The 20110-nt window shown below is 44.3% G+C and carries 22 protein-coding genes and 1 riboswitch; of the genes, 1 reads left to right on the forward strand and 21 read right to left on the reverse strand.

Features of this window, described 5'->3' with window-relative positions; genetic code table 11:
• Window positions 1-10: 10 nt before the first annotated feature.
• Window positions 11-1012, reverse strand: coding sequence for a YeiH family protein (locus AOQ32_RS01960; RefSeq protein ID WP_059393354.1), 1002 nt, complete (start codon window positions 1010-1012; stop codon window positions 11-13).
• Between the two features lie 253 nt (window positions 1013-1265).
• On the opposite strand from AOQ32_RS01960, the gene AOQ32_RS01965 reads away from it, so the two are divergent.
• Entirely contained in the window at window positions 1266-1958 is a 693-nt protein-coding gene (locus tag AOQ32_RS01965) for a YjjG family noncanonical pyrimidine nucleotidase (RefSeq protein WP_059393355.1), read from the forward strand.
• Between the two features lie 64 nt (window positions 1959-2022).
• Here AOQ32_RS01965 and AOQ32_RS01970 read toward each other — a convergent pair whose 3' ends face one another.
• The 20 genes from AOQ32_RS01970 to pyk form a co-directional block, all read right to left on the reverse strand.
• The gene (locus AOQ32_RS01970; protein WP_059393356.1) at window positions 2023-2322 is read right to left on the reverse strand and encodes a thiamine-binding protein; all 300 of its coding nucleotides are present in this window, start codon (window positions 2320-2322) and stop codon (window positions 2023-2025) included.
• Window positions 2319-2975: an HAD family hydrolase gene (locus AOQ32_RS01975; RefSeq protein ID WP_059393357.1), complete on the reverse strand. Its 657-nt coding sequence runs from the start codon at window positions 2973-2975 to the stop codon at window positions 2319-2321. The genes AOQ32_RS01970 and AOQ32_RS01975 overlap by 4 nt, the downstream gene beginning before the upstream one ends.
• 59 nt (window positions 2976-3034) lie before the next feature.
• Window positions 3035-3541, reverse strand: coding sequence for an energy coupling factor transporter S component ThiW (thiW, locus tag AOQ32_RS01980; RefSeq protein WP_059393358.1), 507 nt, complete (start codon window positions 3539-3541; stop codon window positions 3035-3037).
• 276 nt (window positions 3542-3817) lie between these two features.
• Window positions 3818-3923, reverse strand: a riboswitch (TPP riboswitch).
• Between the two features lie 199 nt (window positions 3924-4122).
• Window positions 4123-4944, reverse strand: a complete 822-nt coding sequence (locus AOQ32_RS01985) for a 2-keto-4-pentenoate hydratase (RefSeq protein ID WP_420889744.1) — start codon at window positions 4942-4944, stop codon at window positions 4123-4125.
• A gap of 469 nt (window positions 4945-5413) precedes the next feature.
• Entirely contained in the window at window positions 5414-6076 is a 663-nt protein-coding gene (locus AOQ32_RS01990; RefSeq protein ID WP_059393359.1) for an SDR family oxidoreductase, read from the reverse strand.
• Window positions 6077-6092: 16 nt separating this feature from the next.
• The gene (locus AOQ32_RS01995) at window positions 6093-6746 is read right to left on the reverse strand and encodes a nitroreductase family protein (RefSeq protein ID WP_059393360.1); all 654 of its coding nucleotides are present in this window, start codon (window positions 6744-6746) and stop codon (window positions 6093-6095) included.
• 159 nt (window positions 6747-6905) lie between these two features.
• The gene (locus AOQ32_RS02000) at window positions 6906-7628 is read right to left on the reverse strand and encodes a 2,3-bisphosphoglycerate-dependent phosphoglycerate mutase (RefSeq protein ID WP_059393361.1); all 723 of its coding nucleotides are present in this window, start codon (window positions 7626-7628) and stop codon (window positions 6906-6908) included.
• A gap of 116 nt (window positions 7629-7744) precedes the next feature.
• Window positions 7745-9568 carry a pyruvate oxidase gene (gene spxB / locus AOQ32_RS02005; protein ID WP_059393362.1) on the reverse strand — a complete coding sequence of 608 codons (1824 nt, stop codon included), beginning with the start codon at window positions 9566-9568 and terminating at the stop codon, window positions 7745-7747.
• 134 nt (window positions 9569-9702) lie between these two features.
• Complete coding sequence (locus tag AOQ32_RS02010) at window positions 9703-9963, reverse strand: hypothetical protein (protein ID WP_059393363.1); 261 nt, start codon at window positions 9961-9963, stop codon at window positions 9703-9705.
• Window positions 9950-10348, reverse strand: a complete 399-nt coding sequence (locus AOQ32_RS02015) for a hypothetical protein (RefSeq protein WP_059393364.1) — start codon at window positions 10346-10348, stop codon at window positions 9950-9952. Before AOQ32_RS02015 ends, AOQ32_RS02010 begins: the two co-directional genes overlap by 14 nt.
• Window positions 10341-11678: a Y-family DNA polymerase gene (locus AOQ32_RS02020; protein WP_059393365.1), complete on the reverse strand. Its 1338-nt coding sequence runs from the start codon at window positions 11676-11678 to the stop codon at window positions 10341-10343. The genes AOQ32_RS02015 and AOQ32_RS02020 overlap by 8 nt, the downstream gene beginning before the upstream one ends.
• 138 nt (window positions 11679-11816) lie before the next feature.
• Window positions 11817-12362, reverse strand: a complete 546-nt coding sequence (locus AOQ32_RS02025; RefSeq protein ID WP_158531856.1) for a 5-formyltetrahydrofolate cyclo-ligase — start codon at window positions 12360-12362, stop codon at window positions 11817-11819.
• A 75-nt stretch (window positions 12363-12437) separates the two neighbouring features.
• Entirely contained in the window at window positions 12438-13670 is a 1233-nt protein-coding gene (gene glyA / locus AOQ32_RS02030) for a serine hydroxymethyltransferase (RefSeq protein WP_059393367.1), read from the reverse strand.
• A 130-nt stretch (window positions 13671-13800) separates the two neighbouring features.
• Window positions 13801-14763, reverse strand: a complete 963-nt coding sequence (locus AOQ32_RS02035; protein WP_059393368.1) for an asparaginase — start codon at window positions 14761-14763, stop codon at window positions 13801-13803.
• Window positions 14760-15545: a DNA repair protein RecO gene (recO, locus tag AOQ32_RS02040; RefSeq protein WP_059393369.1), complete on the reverse strand. Its 786-nt coding sequence runs from the start codon at window positions 15543-15545 to the stop codon at window positions 14760-14762. Before recO ends, AOQ32_RS02035 begins: the two co-directional genes overlap by 4 nt.
• A 77-nt stretch (window positions 15546-15622) precedes the next feature.
• Window positions 15623-16534: a GTPase Era gene (gene era, locus AOQ32_RS02045; RefSeq protein WP_059393370.1), complete on the reverse strand. Its 912-nt coding sequence runs from the start codon at window positions 16532-16534 to the stop codon at window positions 15623-15625.
• Window positions 16535-16542: 8 nt separating this feature from the next.
• A complete protein-coding gene (locus AOQ32_RS02050) occupies window positions 16543-17064 on the reverse strand; it encodes a diacylglycerol kinase family protein (RefSeq protein WP_059393371.1) in 522 nt (173 codons plus the stop codon).
• A complete protein-coding gene (gene ybeY, locus AOQ32_RS02055; RefSeq protein WP_047974438.1) occupies window positions 17042-17524 on the reverse strand; it encodes an rRNA maturation RNase YbeY in 483 nt (160 codons plus the stop codon). Before ybeY ends, AOQ32_RS02050 begins: the two co-directional genes overlap by 23 nt.
• Window positions 17524-18525: a PhoH family protein gene (locus AOQ32_RS02060; protein ID WP_047974439.1), complete on the reverse strand. Its 1002-nt coding sequence runs from the start codon at window positions 18523-18525 to the stop codon at window positions 17524-17526. Before AOQ32_RS02060 ends, ybeY begins: the two co-directional genes overlap by 1 nt.
• A 92-nt stretch (window positions 18526-18617) precedes the next feature.
• Window positions 18618-20036, reverse strand: a complete 1419-nt coding sequence (gene pyk, locus AOQ32_RS02065) for a pyruvate kinase (protein ID WP_059393372.1) — start codon at window positions 20034-20036, stop codon at window positions 18618-18620.
• Window positions 20037-20110 lie beyond the last annotated feature (74 nt).

Here is a 20110-nt window from a genome sequence, read left to right on the forward strand (position 1 = left end):
CAACGAATATTTAAAAGAATAAATGAATCAAAACAACAGCGAGCAAAACTTGAACAGCGCCGACCAAGAAACCAAAACTAAGGAACTTAACCCCACTCTTTTTGATAACTGACCATTTCAAGTTCAAGCCAATCGCAGCCAAGTTAACCACACCAAAGAATGTCGACACCGTGTGACTGAACTGGTGAATTGGGGCCGGCAAGGCCATGATTGAGTTCACTACCAGTAAGATGGCAAAGACGATGATGTACCAAGGTAGAATCGTAATTTTAGCCTTTTCGTCCTCTTCGACCGCCTCTTTTGCATTTTGCCGCTTAGCGATATAAGCAAACAAAACAACCACAAAGACCAACATAATGACCCGCAACAGCTTAAACAACGTTGCAAAGGTCACAACATTTGAGTTAATCAAGGAAGCTGTTCCAACAACCTGGCCAACAGATTGGACAGTGCCACCGACTAAGGCACCACGCAATAGGTTGTTATCACCAAATAAGAAGTGCGACAAACTTGGCAATGTCAGCAAAAGCAGCATTCCCGTCAAAGAAACGGTTGCGACCGCCGTTCGACGATCATCATCCTTGGCCTTGATAACGGGCGCAACAGCCGCAATGGCACTTGAACCGCAGACGGCATTGCCGGCACCCATCAGCATCGTGCTGTTATCATCAACCTTAAACAGGTACTTCCCCAACAAGAAGACAATCCCGATCACCAAAATCATATTAATAATGATAAAGAAGATACCATTCAATCCTAATTTGGAAAGTGTTTTAAAGGTCAAAGTCGACCCCAGCAAAGCAATCCCAATCTCAATTGGATATTTTTCTGACCATTTAACCCCAGCACCATACTGGTCACCAGCAAAAATAGTGTTTCCCAACAAAATCCCAATAATCATGGCCAAACTTTCGGCTCCCAATTGCGGTAAATATTTACTCAAAAATTGGGCAAAAAGCGAAACCACGACTGCCAGGACAATCCCGACAACATGCTTCTTCTCGATTCTCATCAGACAATCATTCCTTCTTTCGTTAGTATTTTAACAAAAAATATTACCTCCCCATTAAACACCTAACCAGGGGGGCTTCGTCAAGTTTATCAAGATTAAAATTTGATAACAAAGGACGTTTTTTAATCATTTTTAAAATCAGTTCGGAACGCCCCTTTTTCTTTTAAAATAAAACAAAAATTAAGGGGTTGTCTTTTAACCACCGTGTTATCATAATTAAAGTTAATTATAGTATAGAAAGTTGGATTGTAGCATGACCTATGAATACTTGATTTTTGACCTTGATGACACCCTCTTGGATTTTACCGGAGGCGAAGTCGCCGCCATTCGTCAGCTTTTTTCAAATGAATTAGGCTTAACAGGCACTGATTTAGACCATGCACTAAAGATTTATCAAGAGATTAACCACCATCTCTGGCAACAATACGAATTCAAAGAAATTGCTCGCCAACAAATTTTTGAAGAGCGTTTCAAAAAGACCCTCGAAGCTCTCGGAATCGACTATGATGCCGACCGACTTGAGCAAGAATACGCCACATTGCGTGACCATAATTATCGGATGCTCCCCTATGCAACTGAAATTTTGCAACACCTGCAAGACCAATATACCATTATCGCTGGTACGAATGGCCAGGATGCCACTCAACGCCTGCGCCTCAAGGAAACTGGCTTAGATCAGTACTTTGACCAAATTTTCACTTCTGAAATGATTGGTGCTTCTAAACCCGACGCAGCATTCTTCGACCGCATTTTTCAAGATAACCCACAAATGACCAAGGAAAATACAGTAATGATTGGGGATGGCTTAACTTCTGACATCTTAGGTGGCCAAAACTATCAACTCGACACCATTTGGATTAATCCCAATCACAAAGACAACCCGGCAGAAATCAAACCAACCCAAGTAGTTGAGGATTTGCCAACTTTGGAAGCACTCTTGCAATAATGAAAGCTGCGATTCTATCATCGTCAGCTCAAAAAAAGTCAGACCTTTGCGGGTCTGACTTTTTTTATTTTTGGTACTTACCGATTTTTTGATCAATCGTTAAGATTTCACCATCGGGTTGATAGGCGACCTTGATATAGGCGGAAACCTTCTTGGCACCTGCCCGAACAGCCACATGCTGACACTCTTTCACGATGTCCATCAACTGGTTGTAATCATTGCCTTCAATGGTTGTTTCAAAGGGGCCAACTTCATAACGTAAGCCAGTACTTTGAATATAAGAAATCACCTCATCGACCATTCGACACAATTCTTGGTCATTTTCGGCCGCTGGTAAGACCTGAATCGCTACACTTGCACTCATTTATTTTCTCCTTTTACTACAGTCGCAAAATCAATCGTTTCGTCTGCTAAATTTTGTAAATCAGTCCACTCTTTCTTTGACTGATGGTCGTAGACACCAATCAAATGAAAACCCGCCCTCTTTGCAGTTGAAGCCGCATACAGTGCGTCCTCGTAGACTGAAATCTTGTTCGGTTGCTGGCCAAAATACCGTGCAGCAGCCTGGTAAATTGTAGGTTGCGTTTTATCCTGCCCAACATCTTCACAGAAAAAAACAAAGTCAAAAAATGGCAGCAGTTTCAGACGACGTAGACAGTCTTTGGCCAACACCGAGCTACTAGCGGTTGCCAGAACGATTTTGCGACCAGATTGGTATGCATTTTGTAAGTATGCATACACGCCAACCTTAAGCGGAATATCATTTCGATAGTGTTGGTCCATCAAAGCTCGCATCTCCTGCGCCAAGCTCTCTGCTGTGACCGGTAACGCAAATAACTCTTGTATAAAGACGGCCGAATCCGTCAAAGTCATGGTTTGAATCCGGTCATGCAAGTCTGCTGGCAACTGGTCAATGCCATGTCGGTGAAGCAATTCAGTGGCTAAATTCTCCCAAAAAGGCATGGAATCAACTAATGTGCCATCGAGGTCAAAAATCAGATATTCCTTACCGCTCATCGCTCACTCTCCCCTTTACCAACCCTATTACCAAAACCGCCCTGATTGACCGTGATTATTTAGTCCAAGCTCGCGTGCATCCGCTTAAGCAGTCCCGTCTTCTGAAAAATCAGAACCACTGCCAATCCCATTCCAGCACCGACAATGGCAGCTGGTGTGTAATATGGCACAAAGTAATACCACTTGTGGACGTCCAAGCCATAGAAAATCTTCATCAATGGATAAGAAGTCAACGCCCCTAAAATACCCGTTCCAATCACTTCACCAAGGAAAACCAGGTAAAGGTTGTGGGTTTTACGATAAATCAAACCACCGAGGATGGGGCCAAAAATAGCACCCGTCACGGCTTGAATCGTCCGACCGGACATCATTCGCAAAATACCACAAATCAAGGCACTAGCAAAGCCATACCATGGCCCCACCAAAACGGCGGCTAAGACATCAACGAAGTGTTGGAAAGGTGCCATTGCCGGGAAATAGACAAAACTATTTAAAACATAGGCCAAAGCAGCCAACAAGGCCGTCACTAACATCTTCTTCGTTGATAATTTTTTCTGTGTCTTCATCTGAAAACGCTCCTTTTAAAATCAGTGGGGTAGCGAAAAACAGCGCTCCTTTCCCACTCTTGCGGTTAAACCAGTCAGGCAGACCCTGTCTAGTAAAAAGTTCGGTCGAGACTAATTGGTCTCCTCTCACGCCGGAACACGGCTTCCCATCGCTGTTTTTTCAGGATCAAGGCGCTCCCCTTCATCCCGCCACGGCATCATCACCGTGAATTGTTCACTACCACTCCTTTCTCATTTAAAAGAAAAAATCGAGCACCCCAAAACGGAGTCCTCGATTACAAAAGTGATACGATTTCCTCCGCCGGCATTATCCGGTTCAGGTGTTCGGGTCAATGGTTTACCATCCTCTCAGTCTGTTACACAAACTCCCCGATCGATTTTATTCAAAATAAAAGGCCGCCCAATTTATTGGTACGGCCAATTGTTGTTTACTGAAACAGACAATTTGGAACCGCTAAAATGGGTGACTGAACAATGAAGGTTACCAACATGATGGCAACCGGCATTGCCCAACGGAAATGATTATACTCATTTTAACGTAAAAAGACAACTATTCTGTCTGATATTTCAAAATTGTTTGTTTATTTACTAACTTCCACCACAACATCTGCAAAATCGTGGTTAAAGCTAGCTGTCCAAGTTCCTTCTGTTAGATGTGGGGGCAATAGGAAGGTTCCTGAAGAAACTCGCTCCCCCGCATGCAAGGTTTTTCCTTGCGCTGCCAATCTTTTAACTAGCCATTGCAACGATTTAAGTGGATTACCCAAAACTTCAGCTGAACTTCCTTCAGCGACCACTTCGCCATTATGGGCCAAATGGGCCTTCACATCCTCAAATTCAGCAACGGTCAAAGATGTACTTTCTCGTTCTGGTCCATAAACCACAAAACCGCCAACCGCTGCATCTGCCATGACTAAGTACTTGCTCAACGATGGGAACCAGTCCGTAAACCGGGCATCAGGTACTTCCACACCAGCTGCCACAGTCGTTTTACGACGCAAATCTTCCAAAGAATCAGTGACTTGCAAGTCTTCCTTGGCTTTGAAGACCAATTCCACCTCTGCCAATGGGTCCAACAAATCGCTCTTCAACGAAAGATTGGCTGGTGACTGAACAAAATGATTCTGCACCTGAGCCCCATACAATGGTTCATTTGAGTCGAACATATCTTGCGTTTCTTGGCTAGTCAAACTGACCTTGTAACCCCCAAGTGGCTGATTTTTCAATTCCATCAATTGGTCTTGCACTTCATAGGCAGTTTGATCATCGCTGACAACCTTCTCCCATTCAGTCATCTCAAGCGGCTGACGTTCTTGATAAGCATGATAGAGGGCTTGCGCCAATTTGTCCTCTTGCTTTGCTGGTACTACCTTTACCTTGGTCTTCAATTCAGTCATTGTCATAATTAATGCTCCTTTCAGTATACAAACAGCTCACGACGGTACGAAACTTCACGGTGCCCTCCTTTTCTAAAAAATCAGCAGATAAAAAAACGCCCTCAACCACGAAAAAAATCGTTGCTAAGGGCGCTTACGCACGGTACCACCTTAATTTGTTGAACGGCAAAGTCCAACCTCAAACGTACGGCCAAAAAGGCGATACGCCGGTTTGATAACGGTACCAACCGAGCAAGGCTTACTTTATTCAGCCCACTAACTAAAGAATGATCGTCTTTGAGTTTGAAAACGACGCCCTTTCACCAAACAGGCGCTCTCTAATCATTTTCTCACTCAGACAGTTCTTATTATCGCTTGTCTTTTCTATCTTTTGATTTGTAGTTTACAACTTTATGAGCGAATGCCAACCATTTTATCATTTATTTTTAATTTAAATAAAAAAAAAACCAAGGGCGCCCCTCGGCTTCATTTTGAATCAAAAAATATTTTGAATGTTCTGATGACCAGTTGTTAAATCATAGATTTGATTAGCTGATTGTTCAGGATGAGCTAATACTTCTGTGACAAAGGAAGCAACATCTGCTCGCGGAATTTGCAAATCTTCTTTGGGACCAGCAAAGTCCACACTCAATGAAACCTTACCAGTACCAGCAGTGTCCAAAAGCAGCGTTGGGCGAACAATCGTATAATCCAAACCGGAATTTTGCAAATACAAATCAGCATAGTGCTTCATCATAAAGTAATGATAAATACCGGATGCAGACCACCGACTGCGGTCATCTGCTCCAGCAGCTGAAACCATCACATAGTGGGCAACACTAGCTTTTTTGGCAGCAACCATCGTTTTAATGGCGCCGTCCAAATCGACTTCTACCGTTCGCTCGATACCACCCTTGCCTCCGGCACCGGCCGTGAAAACAATTTGGCCAACTTGATGGTCCATGAAAAATTGGGCCATCGCTTGTTCATCGGCATCAAGGTCAAAATAAACGCCCTCAACGCCTGCTAAATCAGCTGCTGTTTGCAATTGGTCTTTATTCCGAAAGGCCGCTAAAACCTCCCGCTGATTTTTAGCTAAATCTTGAACCAAAATTTGACCAACTTTACCGTGTGCACCAATCACAAGTGTCTTTGTCATCAAAATCTCCCTTCACTTAATCCAAAATTGTCAAAATACTTTTCGTGTCCATGCGACCAGAACGAATTTGATTTAACAAACTATCTTCATCGCGATAACCGAGCCCAACGCCCATTACAACCTGTTGGTCATCTGTTAACTTGAGCGGTGCCATTAAATCATCAGCAAATTTAACAAATTCATAAGCCGGCAAAGAATCAACACCTGCATCTTGGGCCGTCAGCATCAATGCTTCTGAAAAGGCGCCCAAATCAACTAATGACCAATCAGGATAATCCTTAGGCAAAGTTAAGTAAACGATTGCCTGGGCATTATAGAGGTTGGCACCTGCCTTCCCCATCATTGTACCCCAATCATCACCAATTTGTTCCTTGGTACTAGCAAACCACCCCATGATATTCGCTTTGGCGCCATCGTCCCACTCTGGAATTGGTTGATATGGCAATACTGATTGACTCGGTGTTTGGTTCAAAACGGATTGTAAGTGTTGTTCTCGAATCGTTGCCAAGGTATTGCCAGTGGCAATCACCACTCGGACTGGTTGCGAGTTTACAAAAGATGGGACTTTCTGTGCCGTTTCGACAATCGCCTGTAGCGCTTCCGTGGAAACTCCTCGATCTTGAAACCAGCGAATGGAACGCCGACTATTCACAACAGTTTGAAAATTCATTTGGTAGGGACTCCGATTTCTTTCAATATTTGTTAGCACATTATCCCTATTTGTTGAAAATAATTCAACTTTTGTCTCAATTGGTATCGTTGCTAATCATTTGTGCTATTTTTAAAAATACAGCAAATAGCATAAAGAAATCAGAACTGATTTTTAAAATTATTTGACAGAAGAGCGCACAATTTCCTTTTTATAAACAGATAAACTTTTATCAAATTCATAAATAATCGGTTCACCGTTTGGAATTTCGACTTTGGTGACCTGGTCCGGTGTCAAACCCTCGATGAGCTTCGTCAAAGCCCTGATGGAGGTTCCATGAGCAACAATCAAGACGTCTTCTCCCGCACGCAACCGTGGCACGATTTCCTCTTCAAAAAGCGGTCGCACTCGAACTTCTGTACTTTGAATATTCTCGCTCAGTGGCAAAAGACCGTATGGCACCTGGGCATAGCGGTGGTCAAAAGCCGGGTAAGTTCGGCCATCAATGGTAACTGTCGGATCATATGCCGGCTGTTTAGGTGGCAAGACAGAATAAGACCGTCGCCAGATTTGGACCTGCTCTTTACCATACTTGGCACGCATATCATCCTTATCCTCACCTTGCAAGATGCCATAATGGCGTTCATTTAACCGCCAAGACTTCGTTAGCGGAATATATGATTGACCCAATTCATCCAAGATGCGATTAATGGTCATGATCGTCCGACTAAGAACTGAACTATAGGCTCGGGAAAAATGAATCTCCTGTTTTAAGAGCGCCTGCCCGGCATCCTGTGCTTGTTTTTTGCCAGTTGCAGACAAATAAGTATCGATCCAACCATTAAAACGGTTAGACTGGTTCCATTCACTTTGACCGTGACGTAGTAAAACAAGTTTTGGCATAATCAAGCTCCTTTGCGCTCTATTTTACACCGATTCTCTTTAAGCAGGCAATGCTTTCTATAAACAAAATAAAAAGCCTTCAAAAGAAGACTTTTATAATAAGCTAGCTTATAAGTTTACCATTCAACGCCGTATTCTTCAAAGAATTCTGGGAGTGTTTTCAAGTTTTGACCATCGTATGAATCTAAGAATTCACGAACCGAACTTGGTCGTTGCAAATCAAGGTTACTGTTATAAGTTGGGTTGAGCGTTTCTTCCATACCCTGGTCGGTCTGCTTTAATTGTAATTCTTCGACAGGCAACGAACGGGCATCTGAAATTTTAGCTTCAATCAAGAATGGTCGACCAGCCTTCGTGACCTTAATCGCCTTATCAAAGGCTGCTGGTAATTCATTAGCCTTGGTAACCGTCACTGATTCAACACCCATTCCCTGGGCAATCATGGCGAAGTCTTGATCAGCAAGATTAATTCCTGAATGATGCATAGCCACATCATCTTGTTCACTCTTAATAAAGTTCAACGTCTTGTTGGCTGTAATAACATTAATAATTGGCAAATCGTACTTCTTCTCGGTCAGCAAATCTTGCATAATCATCGAGAAAGCACCATCACCCGCGATGTTCCAAACTTGGCGACCAGGGTATGACAATTGGCCAGCCAAAGCAGCTGGTAGTCCAGAACCCATAGAAGCAAAGATAGCAGAAATCACGAACTTATTCTTTGGCGTCACATGCAAATGACGGAAGGAGTTAATGATATTGTCACCAATATCAATGGCAAAAACGGCATCCGGGTCAGCAACACGGTTAATTTCTTTGTAAATTGGTTCAGCTCGGAGCGGCTCACGGGTATCATCTTGCAATTGCTTTTGGTAAGCAAACCAGTTTTCCTTGTCAGCACAAGCGGCCTTGAAGAATGCAGATTCTGGTGCTGATTCACTACGGTCCAAGGCAGCCTGGACAAAGGCAGTTGCATCCGACCAGATACCCAAATCGAGGTTATGATGGCGACCAAGTTCTGTGCGGTCGTTATCAACCTGAACGAACTTAAACGGATGGGTCGTGTAAACTAATTTGGCAAATGGGAAATCAGCCCCAATGGCAATCAACAAATCAGCACTCGCCATGATTTCATCGGCAGCCTTTGAGGCAGCACGGTTAGCCATACCTAAGTTTCCTGCATAGCTTTCGTCAACATGGCCCTTTGCCAAACCGGTCATGACCAAAGGAATTTGCAATTTCTTTGATAATTCAATCAGGATGTCACCACCCTCTTGAATCCCACGACCAACGTGGATAACTGGTCGCTTGGCTTCCTTGACCATTGCCAAGAATTGGTCAACTTCGTCAGCAGTTGGTTCTGGCTGTGGCGTCTTCTTATCATCTGTGGCTCCATGGGAACCATAAGCGATATCCGGAATTTGTTCGTAGCCCAAGTCGTTTGGAATAATCACCGTTGCGACACCCTGATGCTTGTAGGCCTCACGAATGGCCTGATCGACCACGTGTGGCAAACTTTCAGCCGTCATGACAGTTCGGCAATAAACGGATACATCTTCAAAGATTGGATCTTCGTTGAATTCTTGGAAAAAGTGTGAGTTCATCACCGCGCGTGGCGTTTGACCAACAAGGGCCAAAACAGGTGCATGGTCTTCCTTAGCATCATAAAGACCTGTTAACAAGTTTGTAGCTCCAGGTCCGGCTGACCCAAAGGCGACACCAATCTTACCAGTGAGCTTGGCATCCGCCGCGGCTGCCAAAGCACCAACTTGTTCATGGCGAACTTGGATATAGTGAATTTGTTCTTTTCGCTCTGCGAGGGCTGCCATGGTGGAGTTAAACGAACCCCCAGGATAGCCGAAGAGGTGATCAACACCCCAATCTTCAAGCACCTTCAACATTGCGATGCTTGCTGGAACTGTGTTTCCTGTTACTGACATAAGACATCTCCTGTTCTACTTTGCTATAGCCATATTATAACCTTGTTTTACAAAGATGTAAAAGAATTTGCACAGTTGTAACATTCAACAGACAATTATTAATAAAAAGATGCCTAGTGCTGATTTGCCAGCGATTATACTAACGTCACCTTCACCATCGTTTTGGACTTCAAAGTCGTAATCAGTCCTTCCAAATCTTTCACCCGCCGTCTGGGAACGGTTAAGATTTGACGAGAAATGGTTGAGCGACCAACCTGATTCCACTCAAAGAAAAAATTAACTTGTCCGGCATAGCGCTGGTCTACCACTCGTAATTCGTAAACGGTGTTTTTAGCCCGTTTAAATAATGGTGCCATTTCCTTTAAGATTTCAGTTATTAATTCATTTTCGACCATGATCAACCTCCACAAACTGCAAGTCTTCCCAATTTTTTGGTTCTTTATCTAAGTAAAAACCATCCATAAAAAAGCCTGTTACTCGACCAATTTCCACAGGACTGGCCCGTCCCTCAATATCGAAACTGTTCGCTTGGACAACCAATCGCTGTGAATTCCGATAAGCCAAAGCAACTACCTGCTGCATTTGCTCATATGCCATGGCCTCATGCAACTGTGTCTGATCTGCCTGGTCTTGATCCGTCTTCTGATTTTTTAATCCAGCAGTGTGATCCGAAAGAAAAAAGCCATTCCACTTGACCTTCCCTCGCTCGCGATAATCATGGTCAAAGTAGCCAGCGACGGTCGCTAACCAGTCTGGATTAGCAGAAAAATCCTTACTCATAAGCATTTCCCCCATTGTGGCCCCCAACCAAATTAGCTCGGCTAATCGCCGTGGCCCCCTTTTCCAACGAAATTGAACGAACCAGGCTCGCCGCCCCAAAGCGACGACGGATTTGGTCAACCACCGTATCAACCGGGTCTTCCTCTTGATCTGTTGGGCTAGGCGCTTTGTCGAAGAGTGAAATTGCTTGTATGCTTTCATTTGCCAAACCAGAAAAAGAAACTCCAATATAGCGAACTGGGTCACCCGACCAATTCTCTTGAAAAATACGTTTCAAAACGGCCATTAAGGTTTGACTGCGGTTAGTCGGTTCGATACGAACGGTCTGATGCAAACCTGTTTTGGGATTATGACGCGTATTGAAAGCGATTCCTTGGTCCGCATAACCCAAATATAGTGATGCCAGGGTTGCTTGTTGTTGGTGCGCTCGAAGGCGACTTGCCACCTGGTCTGCCATTTCTTGCACCACCACTTGGATGGCCACTCCATCATGGTAATTTTCTGGTAAGACTTGTGAGTTCCCATAAGACTTATCTTTTGGCGTGATTTTTTCCGTTAAATCAGACCGGTCAATGCCCCACGCCAAGGCATAAAGTTGCTCCCCCATTAAGCCAAGGCGCTCTTTAAGGACGTATGGATTTTGCTTGGCTAAATCGCCAATGCTTGCAATGCCCCACCGCTGCAATTTTTGTGCCGTTTTTGACCCAATACTCCAAACATGACCAAAGTTTGTCACGGGCCACAACTTCTCCGGTACATCCTCATAGTGCCACTCGGCCAGTAGGTGTGGTGCCTTTTTAGCTTCTAAATCCAAGGCTAACTTGGCTAAAACAGGGCTATCCCCGATGCCAACTGAAAGGTAAATTCCCATTTCAGCCAGGACTTGCCGTTGAATTTTTTGGGCGACTTCTCTGGGGTTCTTACCAAATAGATGCCAAAAATCGGTGATATCCAAAATCGATTCATCAATGGAATACGGTAATAAGTGTTCATCGTCAACGTATTGTTGGTAGATAGCATTAATGGCTAAGTTTTTTTTGATATAAAGGTTCATCCGCGGCTCCGCCTTGATTAGGCCAGGAACATCTGGGACATCCTTTTGTCTGGTAACGTTGGAAATCCCCAGTCGCTTCTTAGCCATTGGCGACGAGGCCAGGACCAGACCCCCAGTGTCGTTTTCCTGGTGTGACATCACCACCAGCATGGCCTTCAGCGGATTTAAACCGCGTTCAACCGCTTCACAACTGGCATAAAAGCTTTTTGAATCGATTAGAAAGACAACCCGCCGGTCTTCATTTTGATAAATTTTTGCAAAATCGTTAGCAGTCATCCGACAGGTTTCTCCTCAGTAAGTCTGTTTTTATTATACGAACAGATGTTCGCTTTCGCAAGGAAAAATCAGTAAAAATTTGCTAAGAAAAAGACCCAACGTCATCGTCAGGTCTCTCATCAAAATTTTATGTCATCATTACTCGTCTGCTAAAGTCAAAACCTGGCCGACAGCTTCATCAAAGTTGTCAGGTACCCAATCAGCTCGTCTTTGCTCTGCCAGAGCGAGGCTGATACTTTCCCCCTCGTAATCGGCGAGAAAACGGTCATAATAGCCCCCACCAAAACCGACCCGAAGGCCGGCATCACTAAAGGCGAGCCCTGGTACTAAGACCAAATCGATTGCTGATTTCTTCAGTTCCTGACCATTTTCGGGCTCTAAAATACCAAAACTTTCACCAGCTGTCAGGGCACTATCGGCACTGATTTTAACAAAGGTTAATTCTCGATCAACCACCTTCGCCAAGCCAACCGTTTTACCGGCCTGCCAGGCGGCCTCCATAATCGGTGTTGTCTCCACTTCAAAAGGAAGCGATGCCGTCACCGCGATAGTTTGCGCCTGAAGCCAGGCTGATTGTTGAAACAGTTTTTGATACAACTGTTTTTCTTGTTCAGCCTTTGCTAGCGGGCTCAAGGCCTTCAACTTGGCTTTTTGTTCCTGGCGAATCGTCTTTTTGTCAGGCATCTGTTCACCTCCAGCGGATTCAAAGAAAAAAAGCTGCATTAACAGCTTTTCATCATTCTATACCATTATTGGTCATTAAGGCAACTTGTGTGCCATTGCCAAGCGTTCTGCTTGCTTCTTAATGTCCTTTAATGCCTTTTCATCGTCATGGTTGTGAATTGCTTCAACAATCAAACGAGCAACTTCAGCACTATCGTTTTCATCGAAACCACGAGTCGTGATGGCTGGTGTTCCAATACGAATTCCAGAAGTAATAAATGGACTGCGTTGTTCGTTTGGCAAGGCTTCCTTGTTCGTCGTGATTGAGACACGGTCCAACAATTCTTGTGTTTCCTTACCAGTCAAATCAGTCTTCGTCAAATCCAAGTTAAAGAGATGGTTATCAGTACCACCAGCCACAACACGGATGTCATCAGTCTTTTCAAAGACTGCTACCATTGCTTGTGAGTTCTTGATGATTTGCTTTGCATAGTCCTTAAATTCTGGACGCAATGCTTCACCGAAAGCAACGGCCTTCGCAGCAATCACGTGTTCCAAAGGTCCACCCTGTGAACCAGGGAAAATAGCTGAATTAATTTGCTTTGCGTACTTTTCTTGTGACAAGATTACCCCACCACGTGGGCCACGCAAAGTCTTGTGGGTTGTTGATGTCACGACATCAGCAATGCCAACTGGATTTTGGTGCAAACCAGCTGCAACCAAACCAGCAATGTGGGCCATATCAACCATCAAGTAGGCCCCAACTTCATCAGCGATTTCACGGAACTTCTTAAAGTCGATTGTTCGTGAATAGGCAGATGCACCAGCCACAATCATTTGTGGCTTAACTTCCTTGGCCTGTGCCATGATGGCATCATAGTCCAAAGTTTCAGTCTCTGGATCCAAACCGTAAGTTTCTGAATGGTAAACTTTACCAGAAAAACTTACCTTGGCTCCGTGAGTCAAGTGACCACCAGCATCCAAATCCATACCCAAAATTGTATCGCCTGGCTTCAAAAAGGCCATGTAGGCTGCTGCGTTTGCCTGTGAACCAGAATGTGGTTGCACGTTGGCATATTCTGCACCAAACAATTCCTTCAAACGATCAATCGCAGCTTGTTCAACGATATCAACGTATTCCGTTCCACCATAGTAACGCTTGTAGGGATATCCTTCTGCGTACTTGTTCGTCAATACCGAACCTTGGGCGGCACGAACGGCTTTTGAAGCAAAGTTTTCAGAAGCAATCAATTCGATTGTCCGGTTTTGCCGGGCACCTTCTTGTTGAATGGCTGAAAAAATCAATGGGTCTTGGTCAGTAAAATTCATGATTTAAGCTCTCCTGGGCATCTTCTTTCACTAAATCAAACAACATCAGCTAGCCAGTCAGCTGATTAACTAGTGTAAAGTCATTATAGCAAAGATTTATTGCGATAGTCTAGCATAAGTACGACTTTTATTAAAATTCGTGCAAGTAATTATTTAAATCGTTCGTGTTTAGCTGATTTTCCAGACCAATTAAGAGCTTTAGTCGGGCCTTTTGCCCATTAACGGCCGAGGCGAAGATAGCTCCGGCCTTTTCGAGCTGCACGCCACCACCAAGGTAATCATAAACCGGCTCCGCAATGCCCTTAAAGGACCGCGAAACAATCACAACAGGAATGCCAGCATCCAAGAGTTTCAAAACCCCGAGGGCAGCATCCTCACCCAAGTTTCCTGCTCCAAGCGCTTCAATCACGATGCCATCAATGCCTGAGTCGGCTAAAAGACTCAGAATGTGGCCATCCATCCCGGCATAAGCTTTCATAACCGGAATTCTTTTATCAACGGCTTTAATTGGATAAGTTTGCTTATCTGGCAGGTCATAAAAGAAGAGAATCTTGCGCTTATTGACCATACCCATCGCCCCTGAAATCGGTGAGGCAAAAGTAGCAACGTTCGTTGCATGTGTTTTCGTCACGAACCGGGCAGCATGAATTTCATCATTTAAAACAACCATGACACCCCGATTTCTTGACTGCTCGTCAATGGCCACGCGCAAGGCCGATTGGAAATTATATAAACCATCGGAACCCAATTCGTTGGAGGAACGCATAGCACCGGTCATGACAATCGGAATTTCAAAGGAAAGTGTTCCATCCAAGAAGAATGAGGTCTCTTCCAATGTATCCGTCCCATGTGTGATGACTACCCCGTCAAAATCTTGTTCCGCATCCTTGAGACGGTTATAGAGGGCCAACATATGGGTTGGGGTAATATGTTCGGACGGCAAGTTAAAAATGTTTTCAGTCGTCAATTCCACTTCCGGTAAATCGAGGTGGGCATCATTCAGCGGGTTTTGTGCACCCTGTTCAACATCGCCATCAGCATCCTCGTGCATGGCAATCGTTCCACCAGTATGTAAAACTAAAATTCTTTTCATGGCTTTCCCTTTCGCGCCTTAATGGTCAGCTGCCCTTCAAAAGCAGCCATTTTTTGAATGAAGACCTTTTCCTTTGGCTTCAACCCGACTTGTCGGTCATAAAGATAATCAATTACCCGTTGAATACCGCGCTTGGTCATTAAAGATAAGGTTACCTTAGCAATCTTATTCATGTCAATTGCTGAAAATTGCCGTAAATAATAGACAACTTTCTGGTCCAAGTTTAAACGTTGGTCATCAAGGTCAAAATGTGACCGTTCAATGATGCCGTTGTATTTTTCAGAATAGTCAAAGACTCCCGTTACTGCTCCGGAAATCGGATCAGCCTGCCAGTTTGGCGCCACACCAAAAGCGGGCAACAGCTGTAATTCAAAAATATTGGTAATAACTTGAGGGTCTACCTGTTCATTGAGTTTTTCAAAACCAATCAGCGTTTTTTCATACCACTCCGGTTCTGATTTCCCTTCTTCGAAGGCTAAATCCAGGAGCTTTACAATTAGCGCTGCATAGGCACTCACATTGATGTCCCCAACCACATTTTTATAAGGATGACTATCCTGAACGTCATTAATGAAACCCAATCCCGTATTATTTTTTGGATAAGCGCCATCGAAAATTGCCCAGGAATAAGCCTGACAAGCAAAACCAACTTTTGACTTTGCCTTCTTGGCCCCACGAGCCATCAAAGTCATTATTCCCTGTTCCTTCGTAAAAACTCGAACCAGCAGATCATTATCTCGGTAAGGCCGTGTATACAAGACGAGACCTTCAATCAATGCCATCACGGCCCTCCTTTCCATAAAAAAACAACCATCAAGCTGATGGTTGTCTGCTCAGCTATTGTGGCTGGTAAAGCGGTTTAGAAATCATCCTTACGGTAGCCAAAGCTTTGCAAAGCCTGTGGTCGATCACGCCAACGTTCCTCGACCTTAACCCAGGTTTCCAAAAAGACCTTAGAACCAAGCAGGCGCTCAATATCTTTCCGTGCTCGTGTACCAATTTCTTTAATCATTCGGCCTTGCTTACCAATCACAATGTTCTTTTGACTGGCACGCTCGACGATAATTGAAGCCTGGATGCTAACCAAACCATCATCATCAGAGGAAATTTTATCAATCACGACCGCCACGGAATGTGGAACTTCTTGCTTAGTTAATTGCAAAACCTTTTCACGAATTAATTCGGAGATAACGAAGCGTTCCGGGTGATCCGTCAACTGATCTGAATCGAAGTATTGTGGTCCTTCATCCAAATCACCGATGACCGTTTCCAACAACTCGGGGACGTTGTCACCTTCTGTTGCCGAAATTGGGAAGATTTCCTTCCAGGCTGGTGCATCCTCTTGATACGACTGGATGACCTCGAACAGTTCTTCCTTAGGCAACAAATCCACCTTGTTGACCAGCAAATAAATCGGTGTCTTCGTTACTTCCTGCAAACGGTCGATGATATAGTTATCACCCCCGCCACGCTTTTGGCTTGCGTCAACGACGAACCAGATAGCATCAGCCTCATGCAAAGCTGAAAAAGCTGATTTGACCATATAGTCGCCCAAAGAATTTTGGGGCTTATGAACACCGGGTGTATCAATAAAGACCACCTGGGCCTCATTGGTTGTATAAATACCTTGGATCTTATTTCGGGTAGTCTGCGCCTTATTCGACATGATGGCAATTTTTTCACCAACGATGCGATTCAATAAAGTCGACTTTCCAACGTTTGGTCGACCAATAATGGCAACGAAACCTGATTTAAATCCTGGATTTGTCATAAAATAAGTTATCCTTTCAAACGGTGGACGAAACGAGAGAAATTCGTTTCAATCCCAAAGTAATGCCAGATGTGTGGCTGGAAAATCAGAGCTAAGATAATCAACTCAGCACCAACAGCGACTAAAACCATTCCGGCCGAAACATCCTTCACCAGACCGGCTAATGGATGGTACTTGCGTTCAACCACCAGGTCTACGACGGCTTCCACCACCGTATTTAAGAACTCGCCATAAACAGCCAAAAAGACCGCAATCACGACCCACAACCATTCAGACCGGTTAAGACCCAAGTAAAGGCCAAGCACCAGAATAAAGAATGCGAAGCTTAAATGGAAACGCATATTCCGCTCGCGAATCACCACCAAGAAAATCCCTTTCAATGCATGGTACATTGAAATCAAAAAATTCTTGTTCCGCCCTGATGGCGCCTTGGGATTGGTTTGTTCCGCCAACTCTTCCACAGCAGACTTAGGGTGAAAATCAGTCTCTTCAATCTGACCGTGGTTGTTATCGCGTAAGTCCGTAGTCATCTAAAATCTTCCTCTGCAAATCAAACATCTCTTTTTCTTCGGCATCACCAAGCATGTGGTCATAACCGTTTAAGTGCAAGAAACCATGAACAACTAGAAAGCCAAGCTCACGTTCAAAGGAGTGACCAAGGTATTCCGCCTGGCTCTCGATAATATCAACGGAGACCAAAATATCCCCAATATTTTTAGCAATATCTTCGGCCATTTCTTCATCAAGAAGAACAGGGCTATCATCGCCATCCTCTTCAATGGCAAAAGAAATGACATCCGTTGGCTTGTCTTTACCGCGATAATCGCGATTATAAGCCTGAATGGCATCATTATTCATAAAGGTCACTGACATCTCAGTGTTGTCTGGTAATTCTAGATAGGCACCAGCATAATTTAAAACAGATTGGACGAGGTCTTGGTGAAACTGTGTCACACCGTCTTTCGTCTGATCAATTAATGCTAAATCCATTAGTTATTGGCTTCTTTCTGTGCGTTTTTTAATTCAGCTAGTCGTGCATCCGCATCTTCATAGGCGGAAACAATCAGACCAACGACTGGGTGGCGAACGACATCACCACTCTCAAAGTTAATAAAGGCAATGCGGTTGACATCGCGGAGAATCCGGCGAGCAGCCACTAGCCCAGACCGAACACCATGTGGTAAGTCAATCTGGGATGGGTCCCCGTTAACGACCATCTTAGAGCCAAAGCCCAAACGTGTCAAAATCATCTTCATTTGAGCGTTCGTCGTATTCTGAGCCTCATCGACAATGATAAAGGCATCATCAAGGGTTCGACCACGCATATAGGCGAGTGGTGCAATTTCTAGGACACCCCGTTCAATTAGACGAGCAACGTGGTCTGCTCCGACTAAAGAATTCATGGCATCGTAAATGGGCCGCATATAGGGGTCAACCTTTTCCTTTAAATCACCCGGTAAGAACCCAAGTGATTCACCAGCCTCGACTGCAGGGCGAGTAATCACAATCCGCTCGACGTCACCCTTCTTTAAGGCTGAGATGGCCATGGCGACGGCTAGGAAAGTTTTTCCAGTTCCAGCGGGGCCGATTCCAAAGGTTAGATCATTCTTACGAATCGCCTGGACATATTGACGCTGACCATAATTTTTAACACGGACTGCCCGGCCCTTATTATCGCGGATAATACTTTCACTATACAAATCTGAAAAGTAATCCAATGTTCCGCGCTTCGCCATTGTCATCGCAGAGATAACGTCAGCAGGACCGACGGAAATTTGTTTCTTAATCAATTGTGTCAGTGCTTCCAAAACGGCGAGCGCCAAAGAAGCTTGGTTCGAATCGCCTTGGACAGCTACCTGATTGCCACGAACGAGCATTTTAACGGCCAAGCCCTCTTCCATTAAAACCAGAAGTTGATCCTTTGGACCCGTTAATTTGGTCTGCTGTTCAATGTTCTCAAAAGTGAATAGTTTCTCTGTTTGCGTTGTCAAAAATCCCGCACCTCATTTAGTTGAACTTACCTTATTTTAACACAACTTAGAACAAAAAAAGCCCGACAAAATCGGACTTTTCAAGTAAATCATTAGATTGTTTCAACAGAAACGTTGTTAGCTGACTTTGCCATGTCGATTGGGGCAACAGTCACAACAACAATCTTGTCACCAGCAGCTGCCAAACCTTGAGCTTGAGCAACTTCCTTGGCCTTGGCAACCAAGTCATCAACAGACTTTGGTGTGTCAGCCAAGATAGGCAAGATTCCGTTGTTCAAAGTCAATCCACGTTGTACGCGTTCTGACTTTGTCAAAGCAATTGTCATTGCAGTAGGACGGTGCTTTGAAACCATACGTGCGGCGTAACCAGTTTCAGTCAAGACAACAACGGCCTTAGCTTCAACTGAGTCTGACAAGCGAGCAGCTGCTGAGGCAACTGATTCAACATCATCATCACCGTAGAAAGTGTCAGCATGACGGCTGTACAATGACAAAGCTGATTCAGCCTTTTCATCAAGAGCGGCCATCATAGCAACAGCTTCAACTGGGTAGTCACCGTTAGCTGATTCACCAGAAAGCATTGTTGCATCAGTACCATCAAAGACAGCGTTGGCAACATCAGAAGCTTCGGCACGTGTAGGACGTGGGTTTTCTTCCATTGAGTCAAGCATTTGAGTGGCAGTGATAACTGGCAATCCCAAAACGTTCATCTTGTCGATCATTTCCTTTTGGATCAAAGGCACGTTTTCGGCAGGGATTTCAACACCCATGTCGCCACGTGGAACCATCAAACCATCAGAAACTTCCAAGATAGCATCCAAGTTGTCGATACCTTCTTGTGATTCGATCTTAGGGATGATTTGAACGTGTTCCATGTTCTTTTCCTTCAACAAGGCACGGATATCCAAAACATCTTCAGGCTTACGAACGAATGAAGCAGCGATATAGTTGATTTCATGGTCCAAACCGAAACGAATGTCATCAGCATCCTTTTCAGTGATACCAGGCAAGTTGATTGAAACACCAGGGGCGTTAACACCCTTACGTGATCCCAACAAACCGTTGTTTTCAGCCTTAACAACCAATTCCTTGTTTGCTTCGTCCTTTTCAGTGACAGTAGTAGCTAACAAACCATCATCAAAGAGCACTTGTCCGCCAACCTTAACGTCGTCAAACAATCCAGGATAAGTAACTGCAATCTTTTCCTTTGTTCCTTCGATGCTGTCGTCCATTGAGATACGGAATACATCGCCAGTTGAGAATTGAATCTTACCGTCAGCTTGCTTAGTAGTACGGATTTCCGCACCCTTTGTATCAAGCAAACGACCAACAGTCTTACCAGTAATCTTTTCGGCTTCTGCAACTGCTTGCATACGGCCCAAATGTTCTTCGTGATCACCGTGTGAGAAGTTGAAACGGAATACGTTAGCACCTGCTTCAATTAACTTCACAATTGTGTCTACATCAGTTGATGATGGACCAAGTGTTGAGACGATCTTCGTCTTTTTCATGGGTAAATAGCTCCTTTGATATCTTGGTGAGTTGCCTACAAACAACTTCCTTTTCATATTGTAATACACTCTAT

Origin of the sequence: Fructobacillus tropaeoli (assembly GCF_001047135.2) — a bacterium.
Classification (GTDB): domain Bacteria; phylum Bacillota; class Bacilli; order Lactobacillales; family Lactobacillaceae; genus Fructobacillus; species Fructobacillus tropaeoli.

Coding starts and splice junctions, on each gene's coding strand:
- AOQ32_RS02020 (WP_059393365.1), bottom strand. CDS start 11,678: ATGACTGCTAACGATTTTGCAAAAATTTATCAAAATGAAGACCGGCGG.
- AOQ32_RS02025 (WP_158531856.1), bottom strand. CDS start 12,362: ATGCCTGACAAAAAGACGATTCGCCAGGAACAAAAAGCCAAGTTGAAG.
- AOQ32_RS02000 (WP_059393361.1), bottom strand. CDS start 7,628: ATGCCAAAACTTGTTTTACTACGTCACGGTCAAAGTGAATGGAACCAG.
- AOQ32_RS01985 (WP_420889744.1), bottom strand. CDS start 4,944: ATGACAATGACTGAATTGAAGACCAAGGTAAAGGTAGTACCAGCAAAG.
- AOQ32_RS02015 (WP_059393364.1), bottom strand. CDS start 10,348: ATGAGTAAGGATTTTTCTGCTAATCCAGACTGGTTAGCGACCGTCGCT.
- AOQ32_RS01970 (WP_059393356.1), bottom strand. CDS start 2,322: ATGAGTGCAAGTGTAGCGATTCAGGTCTTACCAGCGGCCGAAAATGAC.
- AOQ32_RS02010 (WP_059393363.1), bottom strand. CDS start 9,963: ATGGTCGAAAATGAATTAATAACTGAAATCTTAAAGGAAATGGCACCA.
- spxB (WP_059393362.1), bottom strand. CDS start 9,568: ATGTCAGTAACAGGAAACACAGTTCCAGCAAGCATCGCAATGTTGAAG.
- AOQ32_RS02050 (WP_059393371.1), bottom strand. CDS start 17,064: ATGACTACGGACTTACGCGATAACAACCACGGTCAGATTGAAGAGACT.
- recO (WP_059393369.1), bottom strand. CDS start 15,545: ATGGCATTGATTGAAGGTCTCGTCTTGTATACACGGCCTTACCGAGAT.
- AOQ32_RS01995 (WP_059393360.1), bottom strand. CDS start 6,746: ATGAATTTTCAAACTGTTGTGAATAGTCGGCGTTCCATTCGCTGGTTT.
- AOQ32_RS01960 (WP_059393354.1), bottom strand. CDS start 1,012: ATGAGAATCGAGAAGAAGCATGTTGTCGGGATTGTCCTGGCAGTCGTG.
- AOQ32_RS01965 (WP_059393355.1), top strand. CDS start 1,266: ATGACCTATGAATACTTGATTTTTGACCTTGATGACACCCTCTTGGAT.
- thiW (WP_059393358.1), bottom strand. CDS start 3,541: ATGAAGACACAGAAAAAATTATCAACGAAGAAGATGTTAGTGACGGCC.
- AOQ32_RS02035 (WP_059393368.1), bottom strand. CDS start 14,763: ATGAAAAGAATTTTAGTTTTACATACTGGTGGAACGATTGCCATGCAC.
- ybeY (WP_047974438.1), bottom strand. CDS start 17,524: ATGGATTTAGCATTAATTGATCAGACGAAAGACGGTGTGACACAGTTT.
- glyA (WP_059393367.1), bottom strand. CDS start 13,670: ATGAATTTTACTGACCAAGACCCATTGATTTTTTCAGCCATTCAACAA.
- AOQ32_RS01975 (WP_059393357.1), bottom strand. CDS start 2,975: ATGAGCGGTAAGGAATATCTGATTTTTGACCTCGATGGCACATTAGTT.
- pyk (WP_059393372.1), bottom strand. CDS start 20,036: ATGAAAAAGACGAAGATCGTCTCAACACTTGGTCCATCATCAACTGAT.
- AOQ32_RS01990 (WP_059393359.1), bottom strand. CDS start 6,076: ATGACAAAGACACTTGTGATTGGTGCACACGGTAAAGTTGGTCAAATT.
- era (WP_059393370.1), bottom strand. CDS start 16,534: ATGACAAATCCAGGATTTAAATCAGGTTTCGTTGCCATTATTGGTCGA.